This is a genomic window from Streptomyces pimonensis (genome assembly GCF_041380215.1).
Classification (GTDB): Bacteria; Actinomycetota; Actinomycetes; order Streptomycetales; family Streptomycetaceae; genus Streptomyces; species Streptomyces pimonensis.
In genome coordinates this window covers 12,668-33,236 of record NZ_JAHWZY010000054.1, presented here as the reverse complement: position 1 = coordinate 33,236, position 20,569 = coordinate 12,668, and the positions used below count along the sequence as shown (strand labels likewise).

The window sequence follows — 20,569 nt, the reverse complement described above, 5'->3', positions numbered from 1 at the left end:
CAGGGGGTGGCGGAGCCCTCGAAGATCCACCCCGCCGCCCCCGTGAATCACAGACGTCCAGCCGCCTTCAAAGCCAGATACGCGTCCGCGAGTGCCGGCGCCAGCTCCTCCGGGGGCGCGTCCACGACCGTGACGCCATGGCGGCGGAGTTGTTCCGCGGTACGGTCGCGTTCCGTGTGGGACTGGGCCGCCGCCGCTGCCTCGTACACCGCGTCGGTGTTTCCCCGCGCCGTGGCCATCCTGGCGATGTGCGGGTCCGCCACCGAGGCGAGGAGAACCGTGTGGCGCTGGGTCAGCTGGGGCAGGACGGGCAGCAGACCCTCCTCGATGGGGGCCGCGTCGAGCGTGGTGAGCAGGACGATCAGCGACCGGCGGGGCGCCGTACGGAGCGCCGTCGCCGTCAGACCGCGGGCGTCGGTTTCGACGAGCTCGGGTTCGAGTGTGGCCATGGCGTTGACGAGGGAGGGGAGGACGTCGCCCGCCGTACGGCCCTGGACGAGGGCGCGCAGGCGGCGGTCGTAGGCCAGGAGGTCGACCCGGTCACCGGCGCGGGAGGCGAGGGCACCGAGGAGCAGGGCCGCATCCACGGAGGCGTCCAGGCGGGGGGCGTCGCCGACGCGGCCCGCGGAGGTGCGGCCGGTGTCGAGGACGAGCAGGATGTGGCGGTCGCGTTCGGGACGCCAGGTGCGTACCGCGACCGCGGACTGGCGGGCTGTGGCGCGCCAGTCGATGGAGCGGGTGTCGTCGCCGGGGACGTACTCACGCAGGCTGTCGAACTCCGTTCCCTCGCCCCGGGTCAGCACACTGGTGCGGCCGTCCAGTTCGCGTAGCCGGGCCAGTTTGGACGGCAGGTGCTTGCGGCTGGTGAAGGGCGGGAGGACGCGTACCGTCCACGGGACCTTGTGGGTGCCCTGGCGGGCGAAGAGGCCGAGGGGGCCGTAGGAGCGGATGGTGACGCGGTCGGCGTGGCGGTCGCCGCGACGGGTGGGGCGCAGGCGGGTCGTGACACGCCGGCGTTCACCCGGGGGGATCGTCAGGCGGTGGCGGGAGGCCGTCACCTCCGTGCCGGGCTGCCAACTGCTGGGGGGCCAGGCGTCGCGGATGCGGGCGCGCAGCGGGCGGTTGGACGAGTTGGTGATCGTCAGGGTGACGTCGGCGGTGTCGCCCAGGCGTACCGAGGTGTCGCCGAAGCGGGTCAGGCCGAGGCCGCGTACGGGGGCGGCCAGGGCGAAGTCGCAGGCGCAGGCCACCGCCAGGGGGGCGTTGACGGCGAGGATGCCGGTCCAGCCGGGTTCCCAGATGCCGACAGGGAGGGAGCCGAGGGCCGCGAGCAGGGCGGCGCGTCCGGTGAGTGCCATCAGCGGGGGACGGGGACGTGGGCGAGGATCGCGTTGATGACCGAGTCGGCCGTGACGCCTTCCATCTCGGCCTCCGGGCGGAGCTGGACGCGATGGCGGAGTGTGGGCAGGGCGAGGGCCTTCACGTCGTCGGGAATGACGTAGTCGCGGCCGGTCAGCCAGGCCCACGCGCGGGCGGTGGCCAGGAGCGCGGTGGCGCCTCGTGGGGAGACGCCGAGGGTGAGGGACGGCGCCTCCCGGGTGGCGCGGCAGATGTCCACGACGTAGGCGGTGATCTCGGGGGAGATCGTGGTTTCGGCGACCGCGCGGCGGGCGGCCTCCAGATCGGCGGCGTTCGCGACGGGACGCACGCCGGCGGCGCGCAGGTCGCGCGGGTTGAAGCCCTCGGCGTGGCGGGTGAGGACGTCGATCTCGTCCTGGCGGGAGGGCAGGGGGATGGTCAGTTTGAGGAGGAAACGGTCCAGCTGCGCCTCGGGAAGGGGGTAGGTGCCCTCGTACTCGACCGGGTTCTGGGTCGCGGCGACCAGGAAGGGGTCGGGCAGCGGGCGGGGGGCGCCGTCGACCGTGACCTGGCGTTCCTCCATGGCCTCCAGGAGGGAGGACTGGGTCTTCGGGGGCGTGCGGTTGATCTCGTCCGCGAGGAGGAGGTTGGTGAAGACCGGGCCGGGCTGGAAGGAGAACTCGGCGGTGCGGGCGTCGTAGACCAGGGAGCCGGTGACGTCGCTCGGCATCAGGTCGGGGGTGAACTGGACGCGCTTGGTGTCGAGCTCCAGGGTGGCCGCGAGGGCGCGGACGAGGAGGGTCTTGGCGACGCCGGGGACGCCTTCGAGGAGGACGTGGCCGCGGCAGAGCAGGGCGACGACGAGACCGGTCACCGCGGGGTCCTGGCCGACCACGGCCTTGGCGATCTCGGCCCGCAGGGCTTCCAGGGAGGCCCGGGCGGCGGCCGGGTCCCCGGTGTGCGCGGCGTTGTCAGTGGTCGGGTCCATCATGGACGGCGTACCTCTCTTTCGAGGGCGTCGAGGCGGTCGGCGAGCTGGATGAGTGCTGTGTCGTCGCCCGGGGGCGGGCCGAAGAGGAGGGTGTGCAGAGACTGTCCGTCGCCCCGGAGGTGGGCGGACAGCGCGGGGAGCAGGGTCTCGGACGCGTGCGCCTGGGACACGGGAATGCCCACGAGGGGGGCGAGGCGCGTGCGGGTGGCGGAGCGAAGAGCGGTGGCCGCGCGGTCGCGGGCGTTCGCCTTGCGGTAGAGGCGGGCGCGGCCTTCGACGGTTTCGGAGGCGCGGATCGCCACGGGGAGTCTCTCGGGCACCAGGGGGCCGAGTCGGCGTGCCCGCCACAGGGCGGCCAGGGCTGCCGCGATGAAGAGCTGCAGGGTGCCCCACAGCCAGCCGGAGGGGAGCAGCTCGAAGAAGCCCCTCTCCTCCTCCTCTTCGGAGGAGGTGTCGGCGAGCGAGGGGAGGTACCAGACCAGATGGGGGCGGGAGCCGAGGAGCTGGAGGGCGAGCGAGGCGTTGCCGTGCTCGTCGAGACGGTCGTTGAGAAGGATGTCGGGGGCGCCGAGGAGGACGGTGTCGCCGTCGCCGGAGGGGTCCGGGATGCGCAGCAGGGTGGCGAGGCGCTTGCTGGGGTAGCACTCGTCGGCGGTGAGGTGGGTGTTGGTGTAGCGGATGCCGCCCAGGTCGGCGGTGCCCGCGCGGCGGGCGGCGGGCAGGTCGCAGTCGGGGGAGAGGGTGGAGCCGAAGCTGGTGGCCGGGTCGGCGGTGACACCGGGGACGAGCCGTTCCACGGAGGCGCTGCCGGCGGAGACCAGGACGGTGCGGCCGCCGGAGCCGGTGACGGCGGAGTGCAGCCGGGACTGCTGTGGCCCGGTCAGGAGATCGGGGACGGCGACCAGGAGGGTCGTGTCGGGGCCGGCCGCGGCGGTGGCCTGGTCGAGGGTGGTGACCACGCGCGTGTCCACACCGCGGTCGGCGAGGAGTTCGGCGACGGCGCGGCTGCCGTAGGGGTCGGCGGAGCGCGGGTCGAGTTCGCCGTGCCGGGTGTCGGAGCGGACCACGGCGATGGCGACGGCCGCCGCGATCAGCAGCACCAGTGCCAGGGCGATGCCTCGCGTACGGGACCACACCTGGCGGGCGGTGGGCGAGGTCGAGGTGGGCGGGGGTGTGACCTCGGTCGTCATCCGGCGGCTCCCTGGCGGGCGTGGGCCTCCGTGCTGCGGGTGCTGTCGTCGGCCGCGAGGTGCGGTGTGGCGCGTTCCAGGTCGCGGTCGAGTTCGGCGAGCTGTCGGTACGACTGCTCCGCGGCGATTCGGCCGCCGTATGTGACGTCGTCGAAGGCGCGGGCGGCGGTGTGCAGCCGGGCGGTGTGGGCGGGCAGGACGCGGCCGGCCTCCGCGGCGGCCTCGTCGGCGGTGCGGCCGGGACGGAGGTCCAGCAGGGCGCGTTCCTCCAGGGCGCGGACGACGGCCCGCATGCGTTCCTGGACGGCCTGGCTCCAGTGGCCCTGGGCGGCGTGCGCCTCGGCGGCCGAGCGGTGTTCGGCGGCGCTGCGGGGGCGGTCCTCGAACAGGGCGGGGGCCGAGGTCGGCCGGCGGCGTGGAGTGCCCAGGCGCCACCACAGGGCCCCCAGGACGGCGATCACCGCCGCGACGATGACGACCAGGCCGAGTGCGCCGCCGGGGGTGGCGGTGGAGGCGGCGCCGAACAGCTTGCCGACCCATTCCCAGAAGGCGTTGAGGGCCTGCTGGAACCAGCTGGGGTCGTTCTCGTGGTACATGCCTTTGGACAGTTCGCGCCGTGCCGCCTCCCGCGCGGGGTCGCGCGGGAGGGTGACGGGCGGCTCGTCGTCGCCGCGCAGCGACAGGCGCACGGCCGTGTCGGCGGCTGCGGGCAGCGCCTGTACGGATGTGAGAACTCCCCCCGTGACGGTCACGCCATCAACTCCCCGGGGTGGTGCCGGGACCGGGGCCCTGGACGCCGGTGGCGCGGACCAGTTCGAGGTCGAGTGCCTCGCGGCGGATGCGCTGGTCGACGTAGAGGAGCACGGTGACACCGGCCGTGATCGGGAACGTGAGCATGGCGCCGATGACCGAGCCGATGCCGCTGACGATGAGGAACGTCCAGCCCATGTCGCCGCCGGCGCTGTTGAGGAAGCCGGAGACGCCGTCGCCGCCGACGGCCGCGGCGAGGAAGGTGAAGGGGATGACGATGATCGACGCGACGACGTTCGCGATGATCGTCGCGAGCAGCTGGATGCCGAAGACGCGCCACCAGGAGCCGCGCACCAGTTTCGCGGAGCGGCTCATCGCCTTCAGGATGCCCTGCTTCTCCAGCATCAGGGCGGGCGAGGCCAGCGACAGGCGGACCATGAGCCACACGGTGACGACAACGGCGCCGATCAGGCCCAGGACGGTGAGGGCGACGCCCGGCCCGCCGCCCGCGGTGAGGGTGACGAGGAACCCGGGCAGCGCGCCGACGGCCATGATGCCGACGGTGATGAGCAGCAGCAGGCAGATCAGGCCGAACAGCTTGACGATCCGGGGGCGGGCGTCGCGCCAGGCCTCGCCGGTGCTGACCGACCTGCCGAGTACCGCGCGGCTGGTGACGGTCGTGAGCAGGGCGGTGGCGGCGACGGTGCCGATCAGGGTGATCAGGAAGACCACGCCGGAGTTGAGCAGGGAGTCGCCCATGGCGTCGGTCAGTTCGTCGAGGGTGGCGCTGGGGTCGTTGAGCACCGCGGTGCTGGAGGAGTCCAGGGCGAGGCCCCGGAGCAGCACGACGACGATCTCGGTGAGGACGGCGACGGCCAGCGAGATGCCGAGGACCGTGCGCCAGTAGGTGCGCATGGTGGAGACGGCACCGTCGAGGATCTCGCCCACGCCGAGCGGGCGGAGCGGGATGACGCCGGGCTTGGCCGCGGGCGGGGGGCCGCCCCAGCCGCCGCCCCAGTTGCCGTATCCGCCGGGGCCTCCGTAACCGCCGGGGCCACCGGGCGGCGGGGCGCCCCAGCCCGGTCCGGGCGGCGGGGGAGCCTGGCCGGGGGCCGTGGGGCCGGGCGGGCCGACGGGTGCGGACCACTGGCCGGGCGGCGGCTGCTCCTTCGACCACTTCACGCCCGGGTCCTGAGGGGCCTGGCCCGGCTGCTGGGGCTGGTCGGCTGGGGGCTGGGGGCCTGGACGGCCGGCGGGTCCGGCAGGACCGGACGCGCCCGGTCCCTGTCCCTCGGACGGGGCGGATCCGGGCGAGGCCCAGCCCGGAGTGTCGTTCATCGTCGCTCCTTCACGGTGCCCGTCCGCGGTCGCGGCGGCAGCTTGGCAGCCATCGTGCCATGGGGTGGTCATCGACTGACCTGCCGAGGTGAGGGCTGCATGCCTTCAATTGTCCGCGCGACAGGGGGCAGACTGGCTGCATGGCTGATCAGTACGCGCACAGCGGCGACAACAACCGGCCGACCGAGATCCCTGCGCTGCGCTGGGAAGAGCCCCCCGAAGGCCCCGTGCTGGTCCTGCTCGACCAGACGAGGCTGCCGGCCGAGGAGGTCGAACTCGTCTGTACGGATGCGCCGGCGCTGGTGGAGGCGATCCGCTCGCTCGCCGTGCGCGGTGCCCCTCTGCTGGGCGTCGCGGGAGCCTACGGTGTCGCGCTCGCCGCCGTACGGGGCTACGACGTGGACGAGGCGGCGGCGGCGCTGGAGAGCGCCCGGCCCACCGCGGTGAACCTCGCCGTCGGCGTACGCCGGGCGCACTCCGCCCACCAGGCCGCCCTCGCCCGCGGCGGGGACATCCGGCAGGCGGCCGGGGCCGCGCTGGCCGCGGCACGACAGCTGCACCGGGAGGACGCCGAGGCCAGTGCCCGGATGGCCGGGCACGGGCTGGCGCTCCTCGACGAGCTGATGTCCGGCGGCGGGCACCGGATCCTCACGCACTGCAACACCGGTTCGCTGGTGTCGGGCGGCGAGGGGACGGCGTTCGCGGTGGCGCTGGCGGCGCACCGGGCGGGGCGGCTCCGGCGCCTGTGGGTGGACGAAACGCGTCCGTTGCTGCAAGGTGCTCGCCTGACGGCATACGAGGCGGCACGCAGCGGCATGGCGTACACCCTGCTCACCGACAACGCGGCGGGATCGCTGTTCGCGGCGGGCGAGGTGGACGCGGTGCTCGTCGGCGCGGACCGCATCGCGGCCGACGGCTCGGTGGCGAACAAGGTGGGGAGCTATCCGCTCGCGGTGCTCGCGCGGTACCACCATGTGCCGTTCATCGTGGTGGCACCGGTGACGACGGTGGATCCCCGGACGCCGGACGGGGCGTCCATCGAGGTGGAGCAGCGCCCCGGGCACGAGGTGACGGAGGTCACGGCACCGCAGGTGCCGGTGGCCGGAAGGGAAGCAGGAGGAGGGATTCCGGTGGCGCCCCTGGGGACCCAGGCGTACAACCCGGCGTTCGACGTGACACCGCCGGAGCTGGTGACGGCGATCGTCACCGAGGAAGGTGTCGTTTCGCCCGTGACGGCCGACGCTCTGGCCTCGCTGTGTGCCAGGTCACGCCAGGTCACGATGAGCTAATGGGATGATGTCGTTTATGAAGGGACGAGTCCTTGTCGTCGACGACGACAGCGCACTGGCCGAGATGCTCGGCATCGTGTTGCGCGGTGAAGGTTTTGAGCCGTCTTTCGTAGCCGACGGCGACAAGGCGCTGGCCGCTTTCCGGGAGACCAAGCCCGATCTGGTGCTCCTGGACCTGATGCTGCCCGGCCGGGACGGCATCGAGGTGTGCCGCCTGATCAGGGCGGAGTCCGGGGTGCCGATCGTGATGCTGACGGCGAAGAGCGACACCGTCGATGTCGTGGTGGGCCTGGAGTCCGGGGCCGACGACTACATCGTCAAGCCGTTCAAGCCGAAGGAGCTAGTGGCCCGTATCCGGGCCCGGCTGCGCAGGTCGGAGGAGCCGGCGCCGGAGCAGCTCGCCATCGGCGACCTGGTGATCGACGTGGCCGGGCACTCCGTGAAGCGGGAGGGGCAGTCGATCGCGCTGACGCCGCTGGAGTTCGACCTGCTGGTCGCGCTCGCCCGCAAGCCGTGGCAGGTGTTCACGCGTGAGGTGCTGCTGGAGCAGGTCTGGGGCTACCGCCACGCGGCGGACACCCGGCTGGTGAACGTGCACGTGCAGCGGCTGCGCTCCAAGATCGAGAAGGACCCGGAGAAGCCGGAGATCGTGGTGACCGTCCGTGGGGTCGGATACAAGGCAGGACCGAGCTGACATGTCCGGGGACAGTGCCGCTTCGGCGTCCGGCCTGCCCGGGGGCCGGCCGGGGCGGCCTGTCGGCCGGAAGACCCGGGGCTCCCGCTGGGGGCGCCTGCTCGACGGCGGGCTGCTGCAGGGCGGGGTCCAGGGCAGCCCGGTGATCCGGCTGTTCGCGCGCTGGGTGCGCCGGCCGTTGCTGCCCGTCATGCGGCTGTGGCGGCGCAACATCCAGCTCAAGGTCGTCGTGACCACGCTGCTGATGTCGCTGGGCGTGGTCCTGCTACTGGGCTTCGTCGTCATCGGCCAGGTGCGCAACGGTCTGCTGGACGCCAAGGTGAAGGCGTCGCAGAGCCAGGCCACCGGCGGGTTCGCGGTGGCCAAACAGCAGGCCGAGGAGGCCGTGAGCGTCACGGGCGACGACGGCGCGGCGGTGGACGGCCGTTCCTCGCAGAGCGTCATCCAGTGGATGAGCGACCTCGTGGAGTCGCTTTCCAGCGGCGGACAGGGCGCCTTCGACGTGGTGACCCTGCCCGCGGGCGACCAGAGCGGCAGCGGGCGCGGACCGCGCGCCTCCGGTGAGGTCAATCCGACGGCCAGTGTGCCGACGGCGCTGCGGGAGAGGATCGACGCCAGCGGGTCGGCGGCCCAGAGCTACACGCGCATCGTCTACGACACCAGGAAGGAATCCCAGCCCGGTCTGGTCATCGGCAAGCAGGTCAACGACCCCAACAGGGACCCGTACCAGCTGTACTACCTCTTCCCGCTCACTCAGGAGGAGAAGTCGCTGAGCCTGGTCAAGGGCACCCTGGCGACCGCCGGGCTGTTCGTCGTCGTCCTCCTCGGGGCGATCGCCTGGCTCGTGGTGCGCCAGGTCGTCACGCCGGTGCGGATGGCGGCCGGGATCGCCGAGCGGCTGTCCGCGGGGCGGCTGCAGGAGCGGATGAAGGTCACCGGCGAGGACGACATCGCGCGGCTCGGCGAGGCCTTCAACAAGATGGCGCAGAACCTCCAGCTGAAGATCAATCAGCTCGAGGACCTGTCGCGGATGCAGCGCCGGTTCGTCTCGGACGTGTCGCACGAGCTGCGCACCCCGCTGACGACGGTGCGGATGGCCGCGGACGTCATCCACGAGGCGCGGGAGGACTTCGACCCGGTGACCGCGCGGTCGGCGGAGCTGCTCGCCGACCAGCTGGACCGGTTCGAGTCGCTGCTCGCGGACCTGCTGGAGATCAGCCGCTTCGACGCGGGCGCGGCGGCGCTGGAAGCGGAGCCGATAGACCTGCGCGAGGCCGTACGGCGGGTGGTCAGCGGGGCGGAGCCGCTCGCCGAGCGCAAGGGCACGAGGATCAGGGTCGTCGGCGACCAGCAGCCCGTCGTCGCCGAGGCGGACGCGCGGCGCGTGGAGCGCGTGCTGCGGAACCTGGTCGTCAACGCGGTGGAGCACGGTGAGGGCAGGGACGTCGTCGTCAAGCTCGCCGCGGCCGGCGGGGCGGTCGCGGTGGCGGTGCGCGACTACGGCGTCGGCCTCAAGCCCGGTGAGGCCACCCGGGTCTTCAGCCGCTTCTGGCGGGCCGACCCGGCACGCGCGCGTACCACCGGTGGTACGGGGCTGGGGCTGTCCATCGCCCTGGAGGACGCGCGGCTGCACGGCGGCTGGCTCCAGGCGTGGGGCGAGCCGGGCGGCGGCTCGCAGTTCCGGCTGACGCTGCCCAGGACCGCGGACGAGCCGCTGAGGGGGTCGCCGATACCGCTGGAGCCCAAGGACTCGCGGCGCGACCGAGGTCCGGACGACGCCGGTCTGCCGCGCGGCGGCGGGGGCGGCGAGAAGCACGCGACGGTGCCGGCACGGCAGCCGGGCGCCGACGTGGCGGCGCGGGATCCGTTCGCGCTGAGGCCGGCCCCCGCCGCCCCGACGGCCGACCCCACCGCACTGCCCGGCAACGGGGCACGCGTGGTGGCCCGGCCGGCGCGAACGGGCGGTACGCGGAGCGGGAGCGCGGCCGCCGATGACGGGTTCCCGGAGGTCGACGACGGTGCGGGGCCGGGGGCGGACGAAGGCCGTGGCCGGGGTCCGGAGGCCGGCCGGGAGCCGGAGCGCGGGACCGGGGCGGCCGGCGGCGAGGGCGGCCGGAGTGGGGCGCGGGATGTGGACACGGACGGGAAGGCTTCGAGTGGGCAGCGGTGAGCGCGGCCGGGGTATGCCGGCGCGGACGGTGGCGTGCGCGGCCAGTGGGGTGATTCTGCTGGCCGGGTGCGCCTCGATGCCCGACAACGGGGATCTGCGGGGCGTCGAGTCGACGCCCCGGCAGGACGCGCAGGTGCGGGTGTTCGCCATGCCGCCCAGTGAGGACGCCACCCCCACGCAGATCGTGCAGGGCTTCCTGGAGGCGCTGACCAGTGACGACCCCGACTACAAGACCGCGCGCCAGTACCTGACTCGTGAGGCGGCGAAGACCTGGAAGCCGGAGCTGTCCACCACCGTGCTGTCGGACGGGCCGGGCGCCCAGGTCGACAGCCCGGACCGGCAGGACACGGGCTCCCTGTCCTACACGCTGACCGGGACCAAGGTGGCCACGGTGGACGCGCAGCAGTCGTACGCGCCGGCCTCCGGTTCCTACGACGAGCTGGTGCACCTCACGAAGGACGCGAGGACCGGGCAGTGGCGCATCGACACGGTGCCGCAGGGCGTCGTCATGGGCAGGTCGGACTTCCAGCGCAACTACATGTCCGTCAACAAGTACTACTTCGCTTCGGACCACGCGGGATCGCCGCCGATGACGGTCGCCGACCCCGTCTACGTGCGCAGTCACGTGGACCCCACGACCCAGATGGTGCGCTCCCTCATCGAAGGGCCCACGGCCTGGCTGGACCCCGCCGTCAGGACCGGCTTCCCCGCGGGGACGGCGTTGCGGAAGGGCGCCGGCCCGCTGACCCCGGACGACCGCGGCAGGCTGACCGTGCCGCTCAACGACAAGGCGGCCGAGGACGGCGCCGACCGGTGCGAGGAGATGGCGGCCCAGCTGCTGTTCACGCTGCGCACGCTCAGCCCCGCGGTGGACGAGGTCGAGCTGCGGGCCGACGGCGAGCAGCTGTGCTCGCTCGCCCGGGAGGGCGCCGAGACCGTGGCCACCCGGGGGGCGCTGGGTCGGCCCGATTACCTGTACTTCGTCGACGACAAGGGCCGGCTCGTGCGCATCACGGCGGGCAGCGGCGACACCGAGCCCGCGCCGGTGCCCGGGGCGCTGGGCGAGGGCGAGAAGGCGCTGCGGTCGGTGGCGGTCGCCCGGGACGAGCGGACCGCGGCCGGGGTCGCGCTCGACGGCAGGTCGCTGTTCGTCGCCTCGCTGGTGTCGGGGAGTTCCTCCGGGGAGCCCGTGCTGCGCAGCTCGGGCAGGACCGAGGCGGACAGGCTGACCACGCCCAGCTGGGACGCGCAGGGCGGACTGTGGGTGGCCGACAAGGACCCCGCCGATCCGCGGCTGTACCTCCTGGAGGAAGGCGCGCAGGAGCCGGTCCAGGTACGGACACCGGGGCTGGAGGGCCGTGTACGGGCGGTCAGGGTGGCCGCCGACGGGGTGCGGATCGCGCTCGTCGTGGAGAAGGGCGACCGGAGTTCCCTGGTGATCGGGCGGATCGACCGGAACGGCGGGACGGGCGAGCGGCCGGCGGTCACCGTGCTGGACCCGCGCTCCGCGACGCCGGAGCTGGAGCAGGTCACGGCCATGTCCTGGGCCGGGGACAGCCGGCTCGTGGTGGTCGGCCGCGAGCAGGGAGGGGTGGAGCAGATGAAGTACGTCGAGGTCGACGGCTCCACGCCGGACGTACCGCCGCCCGCCGCCCTGACCGGCGTCGAGGCCGTCACCGCCGCCGAGGACGAGCAGACGCCGCTGACGGCCTACTCGGTGGACGGGATCGTACGGCTGCCCTCGGGGGCGCAGTGGCAGAAGATCACGGAGGGGACCGCGCCGGTCTATCCGGGGTGAGCCGGGCCCGTCCCCCGAGTTATCCACAGGGGTGGCCGGGTGTGACGGGCGTTGGCACAGTGGTCCCATGCGGGACTGGTGGCGGGACCTCACCGACCTGGTGCTTCCGGCCGAGTGCGGCGGCTGCGGCAGACCTCGTACGGTGCTCTGCGCCCGGTGCCGCACGGCGCTGGGCGGGGCCGTGCCGTGCCGGGTGCGGCCGGTGCCCGAGCCGGCCGGGCTGCCGTCGGTGCACGCGGCGGCCCGGTACGCGGACGAGGTACGCGCCACGCTGCTGGCCCACAAGGAGCGTGGCGCCCTGACCCTCTCCGGACCGCTCGGCGAGGCGCTGGCGGGAGCGGTGCGGGCGGGACTGGGAGCGGTCCGCGCGCCGGGCGCGGGCGGCTCGGTGCTGCTCGTCCCCGTACCCTCCGCACGGCGGGCGGTGCGGGCGCGCGGGCATGATCCCGTCCGGCGGATCGCGTACGCGGCGGCGGGTGAGCTGCGGCGGGCGGGGGTACCCGCACATGTGCTTCCCGCGCTGCGGCAGCGACGGGGCGTGGCCGATCAGTCGGGGCTCGACGCCCGGCAGCGGCTGGCCAATCTCGCGGGCGCGCTGACGGTGGCCCCGGGCTGCGGCCGGCTGCTCTCGGCAGGCCGGGTCGTCCTGGTCGACGACCTGATGACGACCGGGGCGTCGCTGGCCGAGGCGGCGCGTGCCGTACGGGCGCGGTCGTGGGTCGGGTCGCCGGGCCGGGGCGCCGGATCGAATTTTTCGGGGCCCGCGTCCGTGTACTGGGGAGAGACGCGGGAAAGGAGAGGGGAACAGCGGAACGGACCAGTTCAACAGCGGGCGGGCCGGCGGTCCGGCCGGCCGTCGGCCACGGCGGGCGCGGACAGCGCCGACGGCGTCATCGGCGGAATGTGCGCCGCCGTCGTCGCGGCGTCTCCGGACGTTTTCGAAACAAACCGGAACTGACTGAGAACGTGCGTCGTTGAAGGTAATGAGAAGGGCAATTCAGCAGGATGGAGGTAAAGCGCGGTAGAGGGTGACGGCATCCGTCCGAGCGAGATATGTTCGGTCGTGAGGGAAAGCCGCAGGCCACACCTCTCGAATCCGATTACCGTGCTGCGAGTTTTTCGTTATCACCCGCGCCGGTGAAGTGGAGATCTCGCCCATGGGGGAGGAGGTGGACGTCACCGAGTCCGAGGTTCCGGGTGTCACCGGAATCTGGTGCGAAAGGGAGGCGCTCCGCATCGAGGCGGAGCGATCCGGGAACGGAGTTCTGCGTGGACATCGTCGTCAAGGGCCGCAAGACCGAGGTGCCCGAGCGGTTCCGGAAGCACGTGGCCGAGAAGCTGAAGCTGGAGAAGATCCAGAAGCTCGACGGCAAGGTGATCAGCCTCGACGTCGAGGTGTCCAAGGAGCCCAACCCCCGACAGGCCGACCGCTGCGACCGGGTGGAGATCACGCTCCGCTCCCGCGGTCCGGTGATCCGGGCGGAGGCAGCGGCGAGCGACCCGTACGCGGCGCTCGATCTGGCGGCGGAGAAGCTGGACGCCCGGCTGCGCAAGCAGCACGACAAGCGTTTCTCGCGACGTGGTGCGCGCAGGATCTCGGCCGCCGAGGTCCCCGACCACGTCCCGGGCGCGGCGACGCTCAACGGGGTCGGTGGAAGCTCCACCGCGGAAGAGCAGGAAGCCGTCCCGACCAAGAGGATCGGCTCCCTGGAAGTCCAGGGCGACGGCCCCCTGATCGTCCGTGAGAAGACCCACGTGGCAGCGCCCATGACCCTCGACCAGGCTCTCTACGAGATGGAGCTGGTCGGGCACGACTTCTATCTCTTCATCGACTCCGAGACCAAGGAGCCCAGCGTCGTCTACCGGCGGCACGCCTACGACTACGGCGTGATTCACCTCAGTACGGACACGATGGTCGCCCAGACACAGTCCCCCGAGGCGGGCGGGACGCTCGGCGGCTGACCCGCCGTGTGACGGCTGAGCCGGTGGTGCCCCTGGTGCGCGTGTGCGCCCCCAGGGGCACCGGTGTGCGACCACTCGGCGCGCACACCGGCGCCCCGGTGTCGGCCAGGCATGGAATCATGGCCGCAGCGGCCCAACCGGTGGGCCGTTGCCTTGGGTTGGCGATGGTCAGGACCACAGGCCACAGCCTTCAGGGGGAGGAACGATGGCGGACAGCTTCGGACTGATGCGTGACGCGGGCGCCGACGAGGGCGTCGTCGGCATGGGCCCGGACGCGGACACTCCACGCAAGGAGCCGATCAGAGTCCTTGTGGTGGACGATCATGCGCTGTTCCGCCGCGGACTGGAGATCGTGCTCGCGGCCGAGGAGGACATCCGGGTCATCGGCGAGGCCGGGGACGGCGCCGAGGCGGTGGAGAAGGCGGCCGACCTGCTGCCCGACATCATCCTGATGGACGTGCGGATGCCCAAGCGGGGCGGGATCGAGGCGTGCACCTCCATCAAGGAGGTCGCTCCCAGCGCGAAGATCATCATGCTGACGATCAGCGACGAGGAAGCCGATCTCTACGACGCCATCAAAGCGGGGGCGACCGGTTATCTCCTCAAGGAGATCTCCACGGACGAGGTGGCCACCGCCATCCGCGCGGTGGCCGACGGACAGTCGCAGATCAGCCCGTCCATGGCGTCGAAACTGCTCACCGAGTTCAAGTCGATGATCCAGCGCACCGACGAGCGCCGACTGGTGCCCGCGCCCCGGCTGACGGACCGTGAACTCGAAGTCCTCAAGCTGGTGGCCACGGGGATGAACAACCGCGACATCGCCAAGGAACTGTTCATCTCCGAGAACACCGTGAAGAACCATGTGCGCAACATCCTGGAGAAGCTCCAGCTGCACTCCAGGATGGAGGCGGTGGTCTACGCGATGCGGGAGAAGATCCTCGAGATCCGGTGACGGCCACCCCGCGTCAGCCGAGGACCCGGGCGAGCTCCAGGGTGAGGGCTTCGCGCAGCTCCGGTGCGTCGACCCGCTCCACGCGCACGTCCGTGCAGTCCACCCAGCCCGCGGCCTCCACCAGGGCCCGGGCCACGGCGGGGACCGCCTTGCGGCCGTCCAGCGTGACCTGCTTGGCCACCAGCGTGCGGCCCTCACGGGCCGGGTCGACCCGGCCGACGAGCCGGCCGCCCGCGAGGACGGGCATCGCGAAGTAGCCGTGCACCCGCTTGGGCTTGGGGACGTAGGCCTCCAGGCGGTGGGTGAAGCCGAAGATCCGCTCCGTGCGCGCCCGTTCCCAGACGAGGGAGTCGAACGGGGACAGCAGCGTCGTACGGTGCCGGCCGCGCGGCGGTGTCGCCAGGGCCGCCGGGTCGGCCCAGGCCGGCTTGGACCAGCCCTCCACCGTGACCGGGACCAGACCCGAGCCGTCGATCACCGCGTCGACCTGCTCGCCCTTGAGGCGGTGGTAGTCGGCGATGTCCGCGCGCGTGCCCACGCCGAGGGACCGGCCGACCAGACGGACCAGACGGCGCAGGCACTCGGCGTCGTCCAGCTCGTCGTGCAGCAGCTCCGCGGGGATCGCCCGCTCGGCGAGGTCGTAGACCCGCTTCCAGCCGCGGCGCTCGACGCACACCACCTCGCCGTACATCAGGGCGCGCTCGACGGCGATCTTGGTGCCGGACCAGTCCCACCACTCGCTGGTGCGCTTGGCGCCGCCCAGCTCCGTGGCCGTCAGGGGGCCCTCCGCGCGGAGCTGCTCGATCACCTGGTCGTAGGCGCCGTCGGGGAGCTCGTGGTTCCAGAGCGGGCGGGCGCGGTAGGCGCGGCGGCGGAAGGCGAAGTGGGGCCACTCCTCGACGGGGAGGATGCACGCGGCGTGCGACCAGTACTCGAACGCGTGCGGCGGCCGGTCCTCCTGCTTCCAGTACGCCTCCTCGACGGTCCGGCGCCCCACGGCGCCCAGACGGGCGTACGGGATGAGTTCGTGGGAGCGGGCGAGGACGGAGATGGTGTCGAGCTGCACCGCGCCCAGACGGCGGAGGACGCCCCGGACGCCCGAGCGGCGGTCCGGGGCGCCGAGGAAGCCCTGGGCCCGCAGGACGATGCGGCGGGCCTCGTCTGCCGTCAGTTCCGTGGTGGGACGCGGAAGGGTCGTCATGCGTCCGCACGATAGAGGGCGACACTGACAACGGCGGAGGGGCCGGGTTCACCCCGGCCCGGGAAGGTAGGGCGTCGTGGAGGGAAGGCCCAGGTCGGACGGGAGCAGGGAGCCCACCCAGCCGTCCCGCAGCACTCCCTTGTTGCTGAGCGAGGAACGCAGGACGCCCTCGATGGTGAAGCCCGCGCGCTCCGCCACCGCGCGGGAGGCGACGTTGCCCACCTCCGCGCGCCACTCCACACGGTCGACCGACATCCGGGTGAAGGCCCAGCGGGAGGCGGCGAGGGCGGCCTCGGTGGTGTAGCCGTTGCCGCGGTGCTCCTTCGCGCCCCAGAAGCCGATCTCGGCCGTCCCGAGGGAGCGCATGGTGAGGCTGAGCATGCCCGTGAGCTCCCCGGTGGGCAGGAAGACGCCGAAGGTGAACATCGAGCCGTCCGCCCACCCCTCGGGAGCGATCTGCTCGGTGAAACCCCGCGCGTGCTCCGGGAGGTACGGGGAGGGGATCGTGGTCCAGCGCCGGATGTCCGGGTCCTGGCAGATCGCGTACACGGCGTCGGTCTCCTGCGGGCCGACCGTGCGCAGCAGGAGGCGGTCGGTGGTGAGCGTGACGGGTTCCATCGGCCGATTCTGCTCACGCGGGGGGAACGGCGCCATCTCTTTCGCGGTGCGTGAGGCGGTGATCACCCTTCGTGCGATTCGCCGGCGCGGGGCGGCACCATCCGGGGGGCCCGGACGTTGTCCTTTCGAGGCGGCCGTGGAACGGATGGGAAGCGGCCGACGGTCACCCCCGCGGCAGGCCTCCCGGCGTGGCGGGGTCCTCGCATACGATGGCCGTTGCCCAGTCAGTGAAATGGAAACCGACCGTCCCAGGCCCGACCGGCAAGGAGACCAACCCCCGTGTCCGTCCTCTCGAAGATCATGCGTGCAGGCGAAGGCAAGATCCTGCGCAAGCTGCACCGCATCGCGGACCAGGTCAACTCCATCGAAGAGGACTTCGAAGGCCTCTCCGACGCCGAGCTGCGGGCCCTCACCGATGAGTACAAGCAGCGGTACGCCGACGGTGAGAGCCTGGACGATCTGCTCCCCGAGGCTTTCGCCACCGTCCGTGAGGCCGCCAGGCGCGTCCTGGGCCAGCGGCACTACGACGTCCAGATCATGGGCGGCACCGCCCTGCACATGGGCTATGTGGCCGAGATGAAGACCGGTGAGGGCAAGACCCTCGTCGGCACCCTGCCCGCCTATCTGAACGCCCTGTCCGGTGAGGGCGTCCACATCATCACGGTCAACGACTACCTGGCCGAGCGCGACTCCGAGATGATGGGCCGCGTCCACCGCTTCCTCGGCCTGAGCGTCGGCTGCATCCTCGCCAGCATGACGCCGGCCCAGCGCCGCGAGCAGTACGCCTGTGACATCACCTACGGCACGAACAACGAGTTCGGCTTCGACTACCTGCGCGACAACATGGCGTGGTCCAAGGAGGAGCTCGTCCAGCGCGGGCACAACTTCGCCATCGTCGACGAGGTCGACTCCATCCTCATCGACGAGGCCCGTACGCCGCTGATCATCTCCGGCCCGGCCGACCAGGCCACCAAGTGGTACGGCGACTTCGCCAAGTTGGTCAAGCGCCTCAAGCGCGGCGAGCCCGGCAACCCGCTCAAGGGCATCGAGGAGACCGGCGACTACGAGGTGGACGAGAAGAAGCGCACGGTCGCCATCCACGAGTCCGGTGTCGCCAAGGTCGAGGACTGGCTGGGCATCGACAACCTGTACGAGTCGGTGAACACCCCGCTCGTGGGCTACCTGAACAACGCCATCAAGGCCAAGGAGCTCTTCAAGAAGGACAAGGACTACGTCATCATCGATGACGAAGTCATGATCGTGGACGAGCACACCGGCCGTATCCTCGCCGGCCGCCGTTACAACGAGGGCATGCACCAGGCCATCGAGGCCAAGGAAGCGGTGCCGATCAAGGACGAGAACCAGACGCTCGCCACGATCACGCTCCAGAACTTCTTCCGCCTCTACAAGCGCCACGACCACAACGGCAAGGAGATGCCGGGCCTGTCCGGCATGACCGGTACGGCGATGACCGAGGCCGCCGAGTTCCACCAGATCTACAAGCTCGGCGTGGTGCCCATCCCGACCAACCGGCCGATGGTGCGCAAGGACCAGTCGGACCTGATCTACCGCACCGAGGTCGCCAAGTTCGAGGCGGTCGTCGACGACATCGAGGAGAAGCACCGCAAGGGGCAGCCGATCCTCGTCGGCACCACCTCGGTGGAGAAGTCCGAGTACCTCTCCCAGCAGCTCAGCAAGCGTGGCATCCAGCACGAGGTGCTGAACGCCAAGCAGCACGAGCGCGAGGCGCAGATCGTCGCCCAGGCCGGCCGCAAGGGCGCCGTCACCGTGGCCACGAACATGGCCGGCCGCGGTACGGACATCAAGCTCGGCGGCAACCCCGAGGACCTCGCCGAGGCGGAGCTGCGTCAGCGCGGCCTCGACCCCGAGGAGCACATCGAGGAGTGGGCGCATGCCCTGCCCGAGGCGCTCGAGCGTGCCGAGGAGGCGGTCAAGGCCGAGAAGGAGGAGGTCGAGAAGATCGGCGGCCTCTACGTCCTGGGCACCGAGCGGCACGAGTCGCGGCGCATCGACAACCAGCTGCGTGGTCGTTCCGGCCGTCAGGGCGACCCCGGCGAGTCCCGCTTCTACCTCTCGCTCGGTGACGACCTGATGCGGCTGTTCAAGGCCCAGATGGTCGAGCGCGTGATGTCCATGGCGAACGTGCCGGACGACGTGCCGATCGAGAACAAGATGGTCACGCGCGCGATCGCGTCCGCCCAGTCGCAGGTGGAGACGCAGAACTTCGAGACGCGCAAGAACGTCCTGAAGTACGACGAGGTCCTCAACCGGCAGCGTGAGGTCATCTACGGTGAGCGGCGCCGTGTCCTGGAGGGCGAGGACCTGCAGGAGCAGATCCAGCACTTCATGGACGACACCATCGACGCCTACGTCCAGGCGGAGACCGCCGAGGGCTTCCCCGAGGACTGGGACCTGGACCGGCTGTGGGGCGCGTTCAGGCAGCTGTACCCGGTGAGCGTCACCGTCGAGGAGCTGGAGGACGAGGCCGGCGACCGGGCCGGGCTGACGGCCGAGTTCATCTCCGAGTCCATCAAGGACGACATCCGCGCGCAGTACGAGGCCCGTGAGGCGCAGCTCGGTTCCGAGATCATGCGTGAGCTGGAGCGCCGGGTCGTGCTGTCGGTCCTGGACCGCAAGTGGCGTGAGCACCTCTACGAGATGGACTACCTCCAGGAGGGCATCGGCCTGCGCGCGATGGCGCAGAAGGACCCGCTGGTCGAGTACCAGCGCGAGGGCTTCGACATGTTCCAGGCCATGATGGACGGCATCAAGGAGGAGTCCGTCGGCTATCTGTTCAACCTGGAGGTCCAGGTCGAGCAGCAGGTCGAGGAGGTCCCGGTCGAGGACGTCAAGCCGGTGGCCGACCTGGAGAAGCAGGACGCGGTGCCCGCGCAGGCGGGGCCGCGCCCCGAGATCCGGGCCAAGGGGCTCGACGCCCCGCAGCGGCGGAACCTGCACTTCTCCGCGCCGACGGTGGACGGCGAGGGCGGCACCATCGAGGGCGAGTTCGCCACCGACGACGAGCCGGTGCGCTCCGAGGCGGACGGCCTCACACGCGCGGAGCGCCGCAAGCAGGCGCGGGGCGGGCGTCGCCGCAAGAAGTGAGCGGTTGTGTGAAGGCCGAGGGCCGGGCATCCCAGGGTGCCCGGCCCTCGGCCTTCACGCGTGCGCTCAGCGGGTGTCAGGGCGGTGCGCCCGCGGGCCGCCCAGTTCCACGGCGGTGCAGCGCCAGCGCAGGTCCCGGCCCTGTTCCAGCCGGAAGGCCATGGCACGCAGCCTGTCCCCGGCCCCGATCCGGGCGAACACCTCGAGGGCGCCCTCACGGGGCTCGAACCAGCCGATGTCGCGTACGACGGGACGGGCGCCCCGGGTACGCAGCGGCCCGCGCTCGGCGAGCCGCACCAACTCGTCGTAGGCCCGCCCGGCGGTGTGCCGCAGCATCGCGTGCACGGGACGCTGCCCGCTGAGAACGGCGAGCAGCAACTCGGCGAAGTGGTCGGTGGGCCCCGGCCGGGGGACGACGGGACGGAGGGGGGACCGGCCGGTGACGCGCGGGCGGGCGCCGGCCGACGGCGCCGGCGAAGCGGCCCGCCGGGCCGCGCGGGCCGGCGGACGGTTGTCGGCGGGCCGGGTCGGGAGAACCCCCGCGGCCGGCCGGCGTCCGCCGGGGGAGGGGGCGGAGAGGGCCCTGCCGGTGGGGACACGGGGTGGGGCGGTGCTCGTGGGGGACGGCCGGTTTCCGGCGGGGGACATGACGCGTGCGGTGCTTCTCGCGGGCGTGCGGGGCGTGGCGGGAGCGGCGGGGGCTGGGCGGCCCTGGGCGGGGTGGGCGGTGGGCGCGGCTCCTTCCGGGGCGGTACGGGGTGGGGCGGTGCCCGTGGGGGAGGACGGGGCGGGTGCGGGGCGGCCCGTGGGGGTGCGGGGCGCTGTGGCGGCCGCGGGGCGGCGGGGGTCTCGGCGGGTGGGGGGACGGTGCGAGGGGCGGTGCTGGGTTCTGGTCATGACCTTGTGCATGGGGACCCCGTTCGACGGGCCCGGGACGGCCGGGGAGCCGTACCGGACAGTAACTCCGTGATGGGGGATCTTGTACGGGGCCGTGCGGTGCGGTGGCAAGGAGGCGGAGGGCGGACCGGAGGGGCGGAGAGATTCACTTATCAGAGTGATCCAGACGGCCTCAGCCCTGTGCTCGCGCGGGCGCACCGGGTGAATCCCGGGACGGAGGTGGACGTGTCGGGG

At 72.3% G+C, this 20,569-nt stretch carries 16 protein-coding genes; 8 read left to right on the top strand and 8 right to left on the bottom strand.

Annotated elements, in window-relative coordinates; genetic code table 11:
- Positions 1 to 47: 47 nt before the first annotated feature.
- From KYY02_RS31345 to KYY02_RS31325, 5 genes are read right to left on the bottom strand one after another with little or no spacing between them, the layout of a single operon-like run.
- A complete protein-coding gene (locus tag KYY02_RS31345; RefSeq protein WP_371243958.1) occupies positions 48 to 1,358 on the bottom strand; it encodes a DUF58 domain-containing protein in 1,311 nt (436 codons plus the stop codon).
- On the bottom strand, positions 1,358 to 2,347 hold the full coding sequence (locus tag KYY02_RS31340) for an AAA family ATPase (protein ID WP_371243959.1): 990 nt from the start codon (positions 2,345 to 2,347) through the stop codon (positions 1,358 to 1,360). Before KYY02_RS31340 ends, KYY02_RS31345 begins: the two co-directional genes overlap by 1 nt.
- Complete coding sequence (locus KYY02_RS31335) at positions 2,347 to 3,540, bottom strand: DUF4350 domain-containing protein (RefSeq protein WP_371243957.1); 1,194 nt, start codon at positions 3,538 to 3,540, stop codon at positions 2,347 to 2,349. The genes KYY02_RS31340 and KYY02_RS31335 overlap by 1 nt, the downstream gene beginning before the upstream one ends.
- Positions 3,537 to 4,292, bottom strand: coding sequence for a DUF4129 domain-containing protein (locus tag KYY02_RS31330; protein WP_371243956.1), 756 nt, complete (start codon positions 4,290 to 4,292; stop codon positions 3,537 to 3,539). The genes KYY02_RS31335 and KYY02_RS31330 overlap by 4 nt, the downstream gene beginning before the upstream one ends.
- Before the next feature lie 4 nt (positions 4,293 to 4,296).
- Positions 4,297 to 5,628 carry a DUF7847 domain-containing protein gene (locus KYY02_RS31325; protein WP_371243955.1) on the bottom strand — a complete coding sequence of 444 codons (1,332 nt, stop codon included), beginning with the start codon at positions 5,626 to 5,628 and terminating at the stop codon, positions 4,297 to 4,299.
- A gap of 140 nt (positions 5,629 to 5,768) precedes the next feature.
- On the opposite strand from KYY02_RS31325, the gene mtnA reads away from it, so the two are divergent.
- The 7 genes from mtnA (at position 5,769) to KYY02_RS31290 (ending at position 14,493) form a co-directional block, all read left to right on the top strand.
- Positions 5,769 to 6,917 (top strand): S-methyl-5-thioribose-1-phosphate isomerase, encoded by a 1,149-nt coding sequence (gene mtnA, locus KYY02_RS31320; RefSeq protein ID WP_371243954.1) that lies wholly within the window; start codon positions 5,769 to 5,771, stop codon positions 6,915 to 6,917.
- A 4-nt stretch (positions 6,918 to 6,921) separates the two neighbouring features.
- Complete coding sequence (mtrA, locus tag KYY02_RS31315; RefSeq protein ID WP_371243953.1) at positions 6,922 to 7,611, top strand: two-component system response regulator MtrA; 690 nt, start codon at positions 6,922 to 6,924, stop codon at positions 7,609 to 7,611.
- Position 7,612: 1 nt separating this feature from the next.
- The gene (gene mtrB / locus KYY02_RS31310) at positions 7,613 to 9,781 is read left to right on the top strand and encodes an MtrAB system histidine kinase MtrB (protein ID WP_371243952.1); all 2,169 of its coding nucleotides are present in this window, start codon (positions 7,613 to 7,615) and stop codon (positions 9,779 to 9,781) included.
- A complete protein-coding gene (locus KYY02_RS31305; protein ID WP_503167882.1) occupies positions 9,741 to 11,579 on the top strand; it encodes an LpqB family beta-propeller domain-containing protein in 1,839 nt (612 codons plus the stop codon). The genes mtrB and KYY02_RS31305 overlap by 41 nt, the downstream gene beginning before the upstream one ends.
- A 67-nt stretch (positions 11,580 to 11,646) precedes the next feature.
- Positions 11,647 to 12,537 carry a ComF family protein gene (locus KYY02_RS31300; RefSeq protein WP_371243950.1) on the top strand — a complete coding sequence of 297 codons (891 nt, stop codon included), beginning with the start codon at positions 11,647 to 11,649 and terminating at the stop codon, positions 12,535 to 12,537.
- A 311-nt stretch (positions 12,538 to 12,848) separates the two neighbouring features.
- Positions 12,849 to 13,541 (top strand): ribosome hibernation-promoting factor, HPF/YfiA family, encoded by a 693-nt coding sequence (gene hpf / locus KYY02_RS31295; protein ID WP_371243948.1) that lies wholly within the window; start codon positions 12,849 to 12,851, stop codon positions 13,539 to 13,541.
- A 205-nt stretch (positions 13,542 to 13,746) separates the two neighbouring features.
- Positions 13,747 to 14,493 carry a response regulator gene (locus KYY02_RS31290; protein ID WP_371243946.1) on the top strand — a complete coding sequence of 249 codons (747 nt, stop codon included), beginning with the start codon at positions 13,747 to 13,749 and terminating at the stop codon, positions 14,491 to 14,493.
- 13 nt (positions 14,494 to 14,506) lie between these two features.
- On the opposite strand, the gene KYY02_RS31285 is transcribed toward KYY02_RS31290, so the two are convergent.
- Both KYY02_RS31285 and KYY02_RS31280 read right to left on the bottom strand, forming a co-directional pair.
- Positions 14,507 to 15,694, bottom strand: a complete 1,188-nt coding sequence (locus KYY02_RS31285) for a winged helix-turn-helix domain-containing protein (protein ID WP_371243944.1) — start codon at positions 15,692 to 15,694, stop codon at positions 14,507 to 14,509.
- Positions 15,695 to 15,742: 48 nt separating this feature from the next.
- Positions 15,743 to 16,312 carry a GNAT family N-acetyltransferase gene (locus tag KYY02_RS31280; protein ID WP_371243942.1) on the bottom strand — a complete coding sequence of 190 codons (570 nt, stop codon included), beginning with the start codon at positions 16,310 to 16,312 and terminating at the stop codon, positions 15,743 to 15,745.
- Between the two features lie 279 nt (positions 16,313 to 16,591).
- Between KYY02_RS31280 and secA the strand changes: the two genes are divergently transcribed.
- Positions 16,592 to 19,438, top strand: coding sequence for a preprotein translocase subunit SecA (gene secA / locus KYY02_RS31275; RefSeq protein WP_371243940.1), 2,847 nt, complete (start codon positions 16,592 to 16,594; stop codon positions 19,436 to 19,438).
- 66 nt (positions 19,439 to 19,504) lie between these two features.
- Here secA and KYY02_RS31270 read toward each other — a convergent pair whose 3' ends face one another.
- Positions 19,505 to 20,086 carry an Rv3235 family protein gene (locus KYY02_RS31270; RefSeq protein WP_371243938.1) on the bottom strand — a complete coding sequence of 194 codons (582 nt, stop codon included), beginning with the start codon at positions 20,084 to 20,086 and terminating at the stop codon, positions 19,505 to 19,507.
- Between the last annotated feature and the right edge of the window lie 483 nt (positions 20,087 to 20,569).